Consider the following 13,672-nt stretch of genomic DNA (forward strand, 5'->3'; position numbering starts at 1 on the left):
CATGCTGCCCGTGCACGGGATTGATGAGTATCGCTGCGCTCCACACCATCCTACTCAGTGTTTTTACTGTGGGACCTTCAAATGAAAAAGCCGCCCTTGGGCGGCTTTTTTTGCATTCTGCGGAATTACGCCGCCGTGCGCCTCTCGTTCAGCACGATCTGCCGCTTGGCGCTGCGCGACAGGCGGATGCACAGCATCACCGCCGCGCAGGTCAGGCCGACGATCAGGCCTTCCCAAAGGCCGCGTGGGCCGGTGGGTTCCTGCAGCCAGTGGGCAAGGCCGAGGCTGTAGCCCACCGGCAGGCCGATGCCCCAGTAAGCGAACAGGGTCATGATCATGGTCGCGCGGGTGTCCTGGTAGCCGCGCAGGGCGCCGGCGGCGGTGACCTGCACGGCGTCGGAGAACTGGAACAGCGCCGAGAACACCAGCAGAGTGGCGGCCAGCGCCAGTACGTCCGGGTCCTGCGTGTAGAGCCCGGCGATGTGCTCACGCATCAGCAGCATGCCACTGGCGGAAATGCAGGCGTATGCCAGCGCCGCGCCCATGCCCACGCCAGCGGCGAATCGCGCATCGCGCGGTGCACCGGCACCGAGCGACTGGCCCACGCGGACGGTCACGGCCATGGCCAGCGAGTAGGGAATCATGAACACCAGCGCGCTGAAGTTCAGCGCCACCTGGTGGCCCGCCACCACCTTCTCGCCGAGCTCGCCGATCAGCAGGGCGATCACCGAGAAGATGCTGGATTCGGCGAATACCGCGATGCCGATCGGCAGGCCGACCCCCACGAGGCTGCCGATCACCTGCGGCTTCGGCAGCTCCCAGTGGCTGAACAGCTGGCTCGGCTTGTAGACCTTGGCCCAGTTCACCCAGACCAGCATGCCCAGCAGCATGAACCACATGACCGAGCCAGTGGCCCAACCGCAGCCGGGGCCGCCCAACGCCGGGAAACCGAGGTGGCCGTAGATCAGCACGTAGTTGATCGGGATGTTCAGCATCAGCCCGCAGATGCCCAGCACCATGCTCGGCCGGGTGCGCCCCAGGCCATCGCTGAAGCAGCGCAGCACGTGGTACAGCGCCACCGCCGGCAGGCCGCAGGCGATGCCGCGCAGGTAGAAGCAGCTGGGTTCGATCAGCGCTTCCTCGACCTTCATCGCCCGCAGTACCGGCTCGGAGAGCAGCCACAGCGTCGCCCCCGCCAGTGGGCCGACCAGCAGTGCCAGCCACAACGCCTGGCGCACCAGCGGGCCGGTGCCGGCCTGGTCGCCCGCGCCGTAGCGCTGGGCCACCTTGGCGGTGGTGGCGAGCAGGGTGCCGGTCATCAGCAGGAAGATCGGAATCCAGATCGAGTTGCCCAGCGCCACCGCGGCCAGGTCGCGCGGCCCCACGCTGCCGGCCATCACCGCATCGACGAAGCCCATGGCGGTGGTCGCCAGCTGGGCGATCATGATGGGCGCTGCGAGGGTCAGCAGTTCCTTGAGTTCGGTGGCGGTGCGCCGTCCGCGGGAGACGGGCTGGGCGAGGCTGGTCACGGCTTTCCTTGGCAGAAGAAATGAACGGGAAGCCGGCCAGTTTAAGGGCTGTCCGCCCGGTCAGCAAAGCCTGTCGTGTGTGGCGCGGGACCGCGCGCAACGGCGCTGGTAAAGTAGCCGGTGACGATTTCTGGAGTCAGCCCATGCGTATCCTTGCCGATGAAAATATTCCCCTGGTCGAAGCCTTCTTCGGCGCCCATGGCGACATCCGTCGCCTGCCCGGACGCGGGATCGACCGCGCCGCACTGGGCGATGCCGAAGTATTACTGGTGCGCTCGGTGACGGACGTCAGCCGTGAACTGCTCCAGGGCAGCCAGGTGAAGTTCGTCGGCACCTGCACCATCGGCACCGATCACCTGGACCTGGACTACTTCGCCGAGGCCGGCATCGCCTGGTCCAGCGCGCCGGGTTGCAACGCCCGCGGCGTGGTGGACTGGGTGCTGGGCAGCCTGCTGGCGCTGGCCGAAGTGCATGGCGCCAAGTTATCCGAACGCCGCTATGGCGTGATCGGCGCGGGGCAGGTGGGTGGTCGCCTGGTGGATGTGCTGCGCGGGCTGGGTTGGGACGTGCGCGTCTGTGACCCGCTGCGCGCTGCCGCCGAGGGTGGCGATTTCCGCAGCCTGGAAGAAGTGCTGCGCGAGTGCGATGTCATCAGCCTGCACACGCCGCTGACCCGCGACGGCGAAAACCCCACGCGCCACCTGATCGACGCGCAGCGCCTCAAGGCATTGCGCCCCGGCACCTGGCTGATCAATGCCAGCCGCGGTGGCGTGGTCGACAACACGGCGTTGCGCATCCACCTGGAGTCCGGCGCGGATATCGACGTGGCGCTGGACGTCTGGGAAGGCGAGCCGGAAGTGAACGTGCAACTGGCCCATCGCTGCCGCATCGCCACCCCGCACATTGCCGGCTACAGCCTGGATGGCAAGCTGCGCGGCACGGCGCAGATCTACGAGGCGTTCTGCGCCTGGCAGCGCTGCGAGCCGGCCGTCGATCTCGATGACCTGCTGCCGGCGCAATGGCTGGCCGAATTGAGTTTGAAGGAAGAGTGCGACCCGGACTGGGCGCTGGCGATGCTCTGCCGCGCGGTGTACGACCCGCGCAGCGATGACGCCAATTTCCGCCGCAGTCTGATCGGAGACACCCAGACCCGGCGGGCGGCCTTCGACGCGCTGCGCAAGCACTACCCGCCGCGCCGGGAGATCACCGGCTTGTGGGTAGACATCCAGGGCGATTCGCCGCGCCTGGAAAGCCTGCTGACCGCGCTGGGCGCCAACCGGGTCGGGGAGTAGGGCGGACGCGCCGCCGCGCCTTTATTCCGCTTGGCGGCGTGGCGGCTCGCAGGTCTTGTCCAGTTCCTGGCAGGCGCGCTGGATCATGTCTTCGGTAATCGGCACTTCACGGCCCTGGGCATCGATGATCGAGCCGCCGACCGGCTGTTGCGGCTGGCGCGGAGTGGAACGGGGGGCGGATTCACGGTGGGTTTGCAGGCTCATGGCCAATCTCCTCTACATCAGTGCATTGCAGTCTAGGCAGATCAGATGAAACCCCGGTGACAGAGGCGGCCGAGGGCAGCGCCTGAAAATCGTCACCGAAGACAGACGACCCGATCGCTCGCAGATTGCGTGCCAATCGCGAGGTCCCCGGTCTTTTGCTTGTCGTTATAGTTCAGTGGAGTTGCCGCTTCCCTGGTCCGACCCGGCCTTGCGCCGGTGGTTCGAAGAAGTTTCCCTCGAGGTTGAGTATGGACAGGATTCGCATAGGGCTGATCATCAATCCGCTGGCCGGTATCGGCGGCCCGACCGCGCTCAAGGGCAGCGACGGCGTGGCTGCGCTGGCCCTGGCGCGCGGCGCCGAACCACGGGCGGCGGAGCGCACGCGGGTTGCCCTGGAGCACCTGCTGCCGGTGCGCGAGCGCCTGGAGTTCCTCACCTTTCCCGGCCCGATGGGGGCCGACCTGCTGGCGAGCATGGGCTTTGTCCATCGCCTGGTGGGGGCTCTGGAGCAGGAGCAGAGCAGCGCGGCGGACACCCGTCACGCCGTGCATGCGCTGCAGGAAGCCGGCGTGGCGCTGATTCTCTTTGCCGGTGGCGACGGCACCGCGCGGGATGTGGCCGAAGTAGCCCGGGAAGGCCAGCCGGTGCTGGGCATTCCTGCCGGGGTGAAGATCCACTCCGGGGTCTACACCATCAGCCCGCGCGCCGCCGGGGAACTGGCGCGGCGGCTGGTGGACGGCGGGCTGGTGCGCCTGACCCAGGGGGAAGTGCGCGATCTCGACGAGGCCGCGCTGCGCGAGGGTCGCGTCGCCGCGCGCTGGTACGCCGAACTGACGGTGCCCGAGGAAGGCCACTTCATGCAGCATGTGAAACAGGCTGGCATGGAGACCGAGGAACTGGTGCTGGCCGATCTCGCCGCCTGGCTGGAAGACAGCTGGGAAGACGACGTGCGCTACGTCTTCGGGCCCGGTTCGACGCTGCACGGACTGGCCGCCGACCTGCACCTGGACACCACGCTGCTGGGCGTCGACGTGATCGAAAACGGCGAAGTGATCGCCCGCGACGTCACCGAGGCGCAGCTGTTCGAGCTGGTGGAGGGGCACCCGGCCTTCCTGCTGGTGACTGCCATCGGTGGGCAGGGGCACATCCTCGGGCGCGGCAACCAGCAGATCAGCCCGCGCGTGCTGCGCGCCATTGGCATCGAGCGACTGCGGGTGATTGCCACCAAGCGCAAGCTCGGCACCCTCGAAGGCCGGCCGCTGCTGGTGGACAGCGGTGATGCCGGGCTGGACGCGAGTTTCCCGGCGGCAGTGCGGGTGTGGGCTGGTTACAAGGAGGAACTGCTCTATCCGCTGGGTTGGGGCAGCGAAGAACAACTGTCTGCGTAGGGCGCATAACCCGTTCCGGGTTATGCGCCCTACGGGAAAGCAACGAACGCCGGGTCAGGTGTTTGCCAATTGCCGCACGCGGTCAGACGGGAACCGCGAAAGCTGATGAACCATTCCTCGGCAAGGTGGTGCAGGTAACCGAGCCTGATCTAGACTGCTCCGCTCCGCGAAACCGGAAGAGAGGGCAGGGCATGCATTCGGGCGGTTGTCTGTGCGGCGCGGTGCGCTACGAGATCAGCGGCGAGCTGGCGCCAATCCAGGTCTGCCATTGCGGCCAGTGTCGCAAGGCGCAGGGCGGGCCGTTCGCCACCAATGTCCCGGTGGCGCGTACGGCGTTCCGTCTGCTCAGCGGTGAGTCGGCGCTGGCCGAATACCGCGCAACGCCGGAGAAGAAACGCGTGTTCTGCCGCACTTGCGGCTCGCCGATCTACAGCGCCCGCGATGAGCTGCCGGACACTTTGCGGGTGCGTGCGGGAACCCTGGACGAGCCGGTGCGGACAAAGCTCGAAGCACATTACTACGTCGACTCCCGCGCCAGTTGGTGGCCGCTGGAGGACAATCTGCCCCACCACGGGGGCGCCAAGCCGGGATAAAGGAGCTGGCACCGCCAGCAGCAGTCAGGGAGCAACAGGGTCAGTGTCAATGGAACGAAAATTTCGCGTGCTGGTGCTGGGCGGTTACGGCAACTTCGGTAGTCTGATCGTGCGTCGCCTCAGCGGCATCGAAGGCATCCGCGTGCTGGTAGGTGGGCGCGACCAGCGCCGCGCCAATGAACTGGCCGCGCAGGTGGGCGGCGAAGCGGTGTGCCTGGACATGAATCAGCCGACGCTGGCCGGCCGCCTCAATGAACTGAAGGTCGACCTGGTGATCTCCACCGCCGGACCTTTCCAGGGGCAGGACTACCGCGTCGCCCGCGCCGCCATCGGCGCCCGCGCGCATTACATCGACCTGGCCGACGCCCGCCAGTTTGTCTGCGGCATCCAGGAACTCGACCGCGCCGCGCGCAGCGCCGGGGTGCTGGTGTGCAGCGGCGCCAGTTCGGTGCCCGCGCTGGCCGCCTCGGTGATCGACGAACTGCTGCCGCGCTTCCAGCGCCTGGACAGCATCCACCACGGCATCAGCTCTTCGGCGAAGATTCCCGGCCAGGCCACGGTCTCCGCGGTGCTGGGCTACTGCGGCAAGCCTTTGCGCCAGTGGCACCAGGGGCGCTGGCAGGACGTGCATGGCTGGCAGGGACTGAATCGCCACCGCTTTCCCGCGCCCCTGGGACAGCGCTGGCTGGCCCACTGTGATGTGCCGGACCTCGACCTGTTCCCGCAGCGCTACCCCGGCGTGCAGGACGTGCGTTTCTCCGCCGGCCTCGGCCTGAAGCTCACCCAGTTCGGCACCTGGGGCCTGTCGTGGCTGGTGCGCGCCGGGCTGGTGAAGGACGCCGCGCGCCTGGGCGCCGGCCTGCATCGCCTGGCTGTGGCGATGGAGCCATTGGGGGACGGGCGCAGTGGCATGTTCGTCCACCTGCAGGGCGTCGATGGCGACGGCAAACCCCTTGCGCTGTGCTGGGAAATCCTCGCGCAGCAGGACCACGGCCCGAACATCCCCTGCATGGCGGCGGTAGCGCTGGCACGCAAGCTGGCCGCCGGGCAATTGCGCCAGCGCGGCGCGACGCCGTGTATCGGCCTGCTCACCACGGATGAATACGTGACCGAACTGGAAGGGTTGGACATCTCCCACGGTCTGCGTGAGCTGGCCGCGCACTGATGGCGGGCTGTTGCCCAGGCAACAGTCGATCAGCAGCGCTGTTGCCTGAGTGACACGAAACACCCGGTAGAACCGGCTGAAGTGCCCGAAAATCATACATTTCCTTGTTGTTACGGCCCTTTCGGGGGTTGGTACGGCCCTTGCTCAAGGCTTCTGTACCTAGCGCAACAGTCAACAGGGAAAACCCATGACCAGCCCCATCAAAGTGGTCGCCGTCTCCGGCGGCACCTATCGCCCCTCGCGCACCCTGGTGCTTACCCAGGCCGTGCTCGACGCACTCGGCGAGCAGCTCCCGGTAGAAGCCCGGATCATCGAACTGGCCGACATCGCCCGCCCGCTGGGCGCCGCGCTGTCGCGCCAGGAACTTTCCGCAGAGCTGGAAGCCACCCTGCGCGAGATCGAGACCGCCGACCTGCTGGTGGTGGCCTCGCCGGTCTACCGCGGCTCCTATCCCGGCCTGCTCAAGCACCTGTTCGACCTGGTGGACATGAACGCCCTGATCGACACCCCGGTGCTGCTCGCGGCCACCGGCGGCAGTGAGCGCCACGCGCTGGTCCTCGACCACCAGCTGCGCCCGCTGTTCAGCTTCTTCCAGTCGATCACGCTGCCGATCGGCGTGTACGCCAGCGAGGCGGACTTCGCCAACTACCAGATCACCAGCGACACCCTGCGCGCTCGCATTCAGCTGGCCGCCGAGCGCGCCGCGCCGCTGTTCGCCCGCCCGCAACTGCGCAAGACCGCCTGAGGAGCCTTCGATGAACGTTTTCTGGTTCCTGCCTACCCACGGCGACGGCCACTTCCTCGGCACCAGCGAGGGCGCGCGTCCGGTGTCGCTGCCATATCTCAAGCAGATCGCCCAGGCCGCGGATTCCCTCGGCTACTACGGCGTGCTGATTCCCACCGGGCGCTCCTGCGAGGATTCCTGGGTGGTGGCCTCGGCCCTGGCGCCGCTCACCGAGCGCCTGCGTTACCTGGTGGCGATCCGACCGGGGATCATCTCGCCGACCGTGTCCGCACGCATGGCCGCGACCCTGGATCGTCTGTCCGGCGGGCGCCTGCTGATCAACGTGGTCACCGGCGGCGACCCGGATGAAAACCGTGGCGACGGCATCCACCTCAGCCACGCCGAGCGCTACGAAGTCACCGACGAATTCCTGCGCATCTGGCGCCGCGTGCTGCAGGGCGAATCCGTGGACTTCGCCGGCAAGCACCTGCAGGTAGAGAACGCCAAGGCGCTCTATCCGCCGGTCCAGAAGCCGTATCCGCCGTTGTACTTCGGTGGCTCCTCGGCCGAGGCCCACGACCTCGCCGCCGAGCAGGTGGACGTCTACCTGACCTGGGGCGAGCCGCCGCAGGCCGTCGCGCAGAAGATCGCCGACGTGCGCGAAAAGGCCGCGAAGCAGGGCCGCAGCGTGAAGTTCGGCATCCGCCTGCATGTGATCGTCCGCGAGACCGCCGAGGAAGCCTGGCAGGCCGCCGACAGGCTGATCGCCAACATCTCCGACGAGACCATCGCCAATGCGCAGAAATCCTTCGCCCGCTTCGACTCCGAAGGCCAGCGGCGCATGGCTGCGCTGCACGGTGGGCGGCGTGACCAGCTGGAGATCTACCCCAACCTCTGGGCCGGCGTCGGCCTGGTGCGTGGCGGCGCCGGCACCGCGCTGGTGGGCGACCCGCAGCAGGTCGCTGAGCGCATCAAGGAGTACGCGGACCTGGGGATCGACAGCTTCATCTTCTCCGGCTACCCGCACCTGGAAGAGGCCTATCGCTTCGCCGAGCTGGTCTTCCCGTTGCTGCCCGAGCCCTATGCAAGCCTTGCCGGACGCGGCGTGACCAACCTCACCGGGCCCTTCGGCGAAATGATCGCCAACGATGTGCTGCCCGGACGCAAGGCCGGCTGAGCCGGCTCTCCGCCCCCCGACTTGCCGGGCACAGGCCCGGCTTGCCCTGAACAGACTCAAGAGGAAGAGAGCGTGAATGCCAAGACGCATCTCGACGCACTGACAACCGGGCAGATTGCCCAGCGCCTGGCCGCCGGTTTCGCCGAAACCGCCGCCGAGCGTGACATCCGTGGCGGCACGCCGAAGGCCGAGCGCGATGCGCTGCGCCAGAGCGGCCTGCTGTCGCTGATCATTCCCACGGAGTACGGCGGCCTGGGCGTCGACTGGAGCACCACGCTGGACATCGTCCGCCAGTTCGCCGTGGCCGACAGCTCCATCGCCCACGTGTTCGGCTTCCAGCACCTGATGCTGGCCACCGTGCGCCTGTTTTCCCGCCCTGAGCAGTGGCAGCCGTGGTTCGAACTGACCGCGCGCAATCAATGGTTCTGGGGCAACGCGCTGAACCCGCTGGACACCCGCACCGTGTCGCGCAGCTTCGCCGGCTGGCGCGAGTTTTCCGGGCGCAAGAGCTTCTGCTCCGGCGCGCTGGATTCGGAAATGCTCATTGCCTCGGCGCTGGACGGCGAGGGCGGCAAGCTGCTGATCGCCGCCATCCCCACCGCGCGCAGTGGCATCAGCCTGGCTCACGACTGGGACAACATGGGCCAGCGCCAGACCGACAGCGGCAGCGCCACCTTCGAGCGCGTGCGGGTGGAGGAGAGCGAGCTGCTGCTCGACCCTGGCCCGCTGAGCACGCCCTTCGCCTGCCTGCGCCCGCTGATTGCCCAGCTGATCTTCAGCCACATCTTCCTCGGCATCGCCGAAGGCGCGTTCGAGGAAGCGCGGCAGTACACGCTCAAGGAAGCCCGCCCGTGGTTCCGTGCCAGCGTCCCCACGGTGGGTGAGGACCCATACGTGCTCGCGCACTACGGCGAGTTCTGGGTCGGCCTGGAAAGCACCCGCCTGCTGGTGCGCCGTGCCGCACAACTGCTCGACGAAGCCTGGAACAAGGGCGCCGCGCTGGACGCCGAGGAGCGTGGCCGGCTGGCCGTGGCCATCGCCACCGCCAAGGTGGCGGCGACCCGCAACGGCCTGGAAATCTGCAACCGCCTGTTCGAAGTCACCGGCGCGCGCTCCACCCACGCCGCGCTGCGCATCGACCGCTACTGGCGCAACCTGCGCACCCAGACCCTGCACGACCCGGTGGACTACAAGGTCCGCGAGCTGGGCGACTGGGCGCTGAACCAGCAACTGCCGCAACCGACCTTCTACTCATGAACGCGACCACACCCGAGGGTCTGCTGACCCTGCCCAAATCCCCCGCGCTGGCCACCTCCATCCGCGCCACGGCACAGGTCTTCGAGGACCCGAAGTCCCAGGCGCTGCTCGACCACCTGCAGCAGGTCGCGCCCAGCGAGGCCAGCGTGCTGATCATCGGCGAGACCGGCACTGGCAAGGAACTGGTGGCGCGGCACATCCACAACCTCAGCGCGCGGCGCGGCGGTCCGTTCGTGGCGGTGAACTGCGGGGCCTTCTCCGAATCCCTGGTGGAGGCCGAGCTGTTCGGCCACGAGAAGGGTGCCTTCACCGGCGCGCTGGCGGCCAAGGCCGGCTGGTTCGAGGAAGCCAATGGCGGCACGCTGTTCCTCGACGAGATCGGCGACCTGCCGATGCCGATCCAGGTCAAGCTGCTGCGCGTGCTGCAGGAGCGCGAGGTGGTACGCCTGGGCTCGCGCAAGAGCATCCCGATCAACGTGCGGGTGCTGGCGGCCACCAACGTGCAGCTGGAGAAGGCGATCAACGCGGGGCACTTCCGCGAGGACCTCTACTACCGGCTCAACGTGGTCAGCCTGGAGCTGTCGCCGCTGCGCGAGCGGCCCGGCGACATTCTCCCGCTGACCCGCCACTTCATCGCCGAATACAGCCGCCGCCTGGGCTACGGGCAGAGCCAGCTGAGCGCCGAGGCCGCGCAGAAGCTGCGCAGCTACTCGTGGCCGGGCAATATCCGCGAGCTGGAAAACGTCATCCACCACACGCTGCTGATCTGCCGCGACGGCGTGGTCCGCGCGGAGGACCTGCACCTCTCCAACCTGCGTATCGAACGCAGCGAGGAGCCACGGCTGGAGTCTCTCGGCGCCGAGCAGATTCTCCAGCAGGCGTTCCAACGGCTGTTCGAGGAGCAGGGCGGCAACCTGCACGCGCGGGTGGAAGACGCGCTGCTGCGCGCGGCCTATCGTTTCTGCCACTGCAATCAGGTACACACCGCCAACCTGCTCGGCCTGAGCCGCAACGTCACGCGCACTCGGCTGATCGAGATCGGCGAGCTGGTAGTGAACAAGCGCCGGGGCGCGGCGGTGATCGACCCGCAGCGGGGCGTGCGGCTGTCGATCTAGCTCGCTCTGATCGGGCCCGTCTATTTGGAGGTATTCGCCGCGGGCCACTGATCCACGGCAACGAAACCGGCCAGTGGCCAGCCTAGACTCCGGGACCGCCCATCCCTCGCGAAAGGAGTCTCCCATGCACGTGGACATCGCCATCGTCGGCGCCGGCCCCGCCGGGCTTTGCCTGGCCCGCTCGCTGTCGGGCAACGGCCTGTCGATCCTGCTGATCGACCGCCAGCCGCTGTCTGCCGTGTCCGAGCCCGCCGAGGACGGCCGGGAGATCGCCCTGACCCACGCTTCCCGCGCCGAGCTGCAGCGGCTGGGAATGTGGTCGAGGATCGACCCGGAGGAAGTCTCGCCACTGCGCGATGCCCAGGTGCTCAATGGCCCCTCGCTGTTCACCCTGCGCATCGAGGCCGAGCACGCCGGCGCCCAGCAGCTGGGCTACTTCGTGTCCAACCAGATGATCCGCCGCGCCGCCTTCGACGCGGTGCATGAATGTGCGGATGTCTCGCTGGTCTGTGGTCGTGCTCTGCGCACGCTGCAGGTGCAGCAGGATGGTGTGTCGCTGACCCTGGACGATGACAGCCGCGTCCACGCGCGCCTGCTGGTGGCGGCCGACAGCCGCTTCTCCGAGACCCGCCGCATGCTCGGCATCGGCGCGCACATGGAAGACTTCGGCAAGACCATGATGGTCTGCCGCATGGCCCACGAAAAACCGCACCACAACGTCGCCTGGGAATGGTTCGGCTACGGCCAGACCCTGGCGCTGCTGCCGATCAACGGCGACCGTTCTTCGGTGGTCCTGACCCTCCCGCAGCGCGAGATGACGCCGCTGCTGGAACTGGACGAGCAGGCCTTCGCCCACGAGATGGAGCGCCGCTTTGACCGTCGCCTGGGCGGTATGCAATTGCTCGGCCCGCGCCACAGCTACCCGCTGGTGGGCGTGTACTCGGACCGCTTCGTCGGCCCGCGCAGCGCACTGATCGGCGATGCCGCGGTCGGCATGCACCCGGTCACCGCCCACGGCTTCAACTTTGGCCTGCAGAGCCAGCGTCGGCTGGCCAATGAAATCCTCGCGACCCATCGCCGTGGCGGCGATATCGGCGGCACCTGGCCGCTGCGCCGTTACGCCATGGCTCATCGCCTGGCGACCTGGCCGCTGTACCAGGCCACCCGGCTGATCGTCGGCATGTACACCGATCCGCGCCCGCCGGTACGCCTGCTGCGCAACGCCGGCCTGCGCCTGGCGCAGAGCCTGCCGCCGCTGCGTTCCGCGATTGCCCGACACCTGACGCAGGGCGCCTAAGCAACGCTCCCTGTCGGAGCGGGCCATGCGCGTGATCGCGGGCATGGCCCGCTCCTACAGGGAAACGCCGGAGTCAGGCAGCCTCGGTCTGCCGCGCCTTCTTCTGCTCCAGTTCGCGCACCAGTGGCAGCACCTTCTCGCCGAAGTAGCGCACCTCTTCCTGGAAGTGCAGGAAGCCCGTCAGCACCAGGTCCACGCCCACCGCCTTGAGCGCGACGATGCGCTCGGCGATCTGCTGCGGCGTGCCGATCAGGTTGGTCTTGAATCCATCGTTGTACTGCACCAGGTCCTCGAAGCTGGATTTCGCCCAGTTGCCTTCGCCCTCCGGCGAGGCTGCGCCGGCTTGCTTGGCGGCGTGGCCGAAGGCGTTCACCGCTTCCGGGTCGGCCTTGTCGATGATCTCGGCGAGCACTGCGCGGGCTTCCTCCTCGGTATCGCGGGCGATGACGAAGGCGTTTACCCCGATCTTCACCGAGTGACCGTTGGCGGCGGCCTTTTCGCGGATGTCGTCCACCTGTGCCTTGATCCCTTCCACGCTGTTGCCGTTGGTGAAGTACCAGTCGGAGACTCGTGAAGCCATGTCGCGCGCAGCCCGCGAGCTGCCGCCCTGGAAGATTTCCGGGTGCGGGCGCTGCAGTGGCCGGGGCTTCAGGTTGTAGTCGTGGAAGCGGTAGAAGTCGCCGTGGAAGCTGAAGTTGTCCTGGGTCCAGATGCCCTTCAGGGCGCGAATGAACTCCTCCGAGCGGCGGTAGCGCTCGTCATGCTCCAGCCAGGGTTCGCCGATGGCCTGGAACTCTCCCTTGAACCAGCCGCTGACGATGTTCACTGCGATGCGCCCGCCGGTGAGCTGGTCGATGGTCGCCAGTTGCTTGGCCGCCAGTGCGGGCGTCCACGGGCCGGGGAGGATGGCCGCGATCACCTTGAGCTTTTCCGTGGCGCCCAGCAGCGCGTGGCTGAAGGCTACCGACTCGTGCTGGTACTCGGCGCCGTAGCCGGCGGTGAAGCGGATCTGCGTCAGCGCGTAGTCGAACCCGGCCTCCTCGGCGATGCGCGCGAGCTGGCGGTTGTAGTCGATGTCCCAGTGGGTGCGCTGCTCGATCTTGCTGACCACCAGGCCGCCACTGACGTTGGGGACCCAGTAGGCGAAGCGGATCGGTTGTTGGCTCATGGCTCGGGCTCCTCGGGGCTGCACAGCGGCGAAGGTGCCGCAGGCTGTGCAGAGCGAAAGCCGTGCCACGCGGGGAAATTCCCGGCGGATCAGCAGCTTGGCAATTGGTCGGAACGGCGGCGGGTGTTCCGCACGGCGCACAGCTGCTGGGCAAGTGTTGGTCAGGCAACAGTGCCGGGTGCGACAACCGGCCCCTGAGCAGGCGCCGGCAAGGCTGTCAGAATTCGAGGTTCACCCGTTCATAGAAGCGGGGACCTCCTGCGTGCGAATCCATAACAGAACAAATCCAGGGGGCAGCATGGCCATCACTTCCAGCGATATCTGCAACGCCGCCGACGGGCTGTCCGGCTTCGTCGGCTTCAACCTCAAGACCGGCAAGTACATCGTGCGTTTCAGCGAGGATTCCTTCGGCATGGACGTGGCCGAGGACAGCATCCGCCCCGCCTGCGAGTTCGTCTGGGCGCAGAAGAACGGCGTGGTGATGACCCTGAGCCGCGAGTGCCTGCAGATTCTCGCCGAGCAGAACATCCACGACCGCCTGAATCTCAACGAGGCGCTGCTCACCTACCTGCGCCGCACCGACCTGCCGGAGATCGCCGCCGAGCGTCACTTGAAGTGACCACCACGCCCGCGCGCCGGGCGTTCGCAGGGGCGGGGAGCGCTGGGTGGCGCGAAGCCGGGGAGGGGTTCGCGGGCCCGCTCCTGCGAGGAACGGGATAACAGGATTTGCAGGAGCGGAATCCGTCCGCGATAGGTCCGCATC

At 67.6% G+C, this 13,672-nt stretch carries 13 protein-coding genes; 10 read left to right on the plus strand and 3 right to left on the minus strand.

What is annotated here, in order from left to right:
- Positions 1 to 125 precede the first annotated feature (125 nt).
- Entirely contained in the window at positions 126 to 1,529 is a 1,404-nt protein-coding gene (locus ABKS89_RS12925; RefSeq protein WP_138216572.1) for an MATE family efflux transporter, read from the minus strand.
- Between the two features lie 143 nt (positions 1,530 to 1,672).
- On the opposite strand from ABKS89_RS12925, the gene pdxB reads away from it, so the two are divergent.
- The gene (pdxB, locus tag ABKS89_RS12930; protein ID WP_348589258.1) at positions 1,673 to 2,821 is read left to right on the plus strand and encodes a 4-phosphoerythronate dehydrogenase PdxB; all 1,149 of its coding nucleotides are present in this window, start codon (positions 1,673 to 1,675) and stop codon (positions 2,819 to 2,821) included.
- Positions 2,822 to 2,842: 21 nt separating this feature from the next.
- Here pdxB and ABKS89_RS12935 read toward each other — a convergent pair whose 3' ends face one another.
- Positions 2,843 to 3,025 carry a PA1571 family protein gene (locus tag ABKS89_RS12935; protein WP_138216570.1) on the minus strand — a complete coding sequence of 61 codons (183 nt, stop codon included), beginning with the start codon at positions 3,023 to 3,025 and terminating at the stop codon, positions 2,843 to 2,845.
- Positions 3,026 to 3,273: 248 nt separating this feature from the next.
- On the opposite strand from ABKS89_RS12935, the gene ABKS89_RS12940 reads away from it, so the two are divergent.
- The 8 genes from ABKS89_RS12940 to ubiM all read left to right on the plus strand — a co-directional run bounded on the left by ABKS89_RS12940 (position 3,274) and on the right by ubiM (position 11,741).
- Entirely contained in the window at positions 3,274 to 4,413 is a 1,140-nt protein-coding gene (locus tag ABKS89_RS12940) for an ATP-NAD kinase family protein (protein ID WP_348589257.1), read from the plus strand.
- Between the two features lie 191 nt (positions 4,414 to 4,604).
- A complete protein-coding gene (locus ABKS89_RS12945) occupies positions 4,605 to 5,006 on the plus strand; it encodes a GFA family protein (RefSeq protein WP_348589256.1) in 402 nt (133 codons plus the stop codon).
- 49 nt (positions 5,007 to 5,055) lie between these two features.
- Entirely contained in the window at positions 5,056 to 6,171 is a 1,116-nt protein-coding gene (locus tag ABKS89_RS12950) for a saccharopine dehydrogenase family protein (RefSeq protein WP_348589255.1), read from the plus strand.
- A gap of 187 nt (positions 6,172 to 6,358) precedes the next feature.
- On the plus strand, positions 6,359 to 6,916 hold the full coding sequence (gene msuE, locus ABKS89_RS12955) for an FMN reductase (protein WP_138216567.1): 558 nt from the start codon (positions 6,359 to 6,361) through the stop codon (positions 6,914 to 6,916).
- A gap of 10 nt (positions 6,917 to 6,926) precedes the next feature.
- A complete protein-coding gene (gene ssuD, locus ABKS89_RS12960) occupies positions 6,927 to 8,072 on the plus strand; it encodes an FMNH2-dependent alkanesulfonate monooxygenase (protein WP_184588294.1) in 1,146 nt (381 codons plus the stop codon).
- 72 nt (positions 8,073 to 8,144) lie between these two features.
- A complete protein-coding gene (locus tag ABKS89_RS12965) occupies positions 8,145 to 9,329 on the plus strand; it encodes an acyl-CoA dehydrogenase family protein (RefSeq protein ID WP_348589254.1) in 1,185 nt (394 codons plus the stop codon).
- The gene (locus tag ABKS89_RS12970; protein WP_045207883.1) at positions 9,326 to 10,444 is read left to right on the plus strand and encodes a sigma-54 interaction domain-containing protein; all 1,119 of its coding nucleotides are present in this window, start codon (positions 9,326 to 9,328) and stop codon (positions 10,442 to 10,444) included. Before ABKS89_RS12965 ends, ABKS89_RS12970 begins: the two co-directional genes overlap by 4 nt.
- A 124-nt stretch (positions 10,445 to 10,568) precedes the next feature.
- Entirely contained in the window at positions 10,569 to 11,741 is a 1,173-nt protein-coding gene (ubiM, locus tag ABKS89_RS12975) for a 5-demethoxyubiquinol-8 5-hydroxylase UbiM (RefSeq protein ID WP_138216563.1), read from the plus strand.
- 73 nt (positions 11,742 to 11,814) lie between these two features.
- Here ubiM and sfnG read toward each other — a convergent pair whose 3' ends face one another.
- On the minus strand, positions 11,815 to 12,909 hold the full coding sequence (gene sfnG / locus ABKS89_RS12980; RefSeq protein ID WP_348589253.1) for a dimethylsulfone monooxygenase SfnG: 1,095 nt from the start codon (positions 12,907 to 12,909) through the stop codon (positions 11,815 to 11,817).
- A 298-nt stretch (positions 12,910 to 13,207) separates the two neighbouring features.
- Here sfnG and ABKS89_RS12985 point away from each other — a divergent pair, with 298 nt between their 5' ends.
- Positions 13,208 to 13,528, plus strand: coding sequence for a DUF2025 family protein (locus ABKS89_RS12985; protein WP_138216561.1), 321 nt, complete (start codon positions 13,208 to 13,210; stop codon positions 13,526 to 13,528).
- Positions 13,529 to 13,672 lie beyond the last annotated feature (144 nt).

Source organism: Pseudomonas sp. LABIM340, assembly GCF_040017195.2.
GTDB lineage: Bacteria > Pseudomonadota > Gammaproteobacteria > Pseudomonadales > Pseudomonadaceae > Pseudomonas.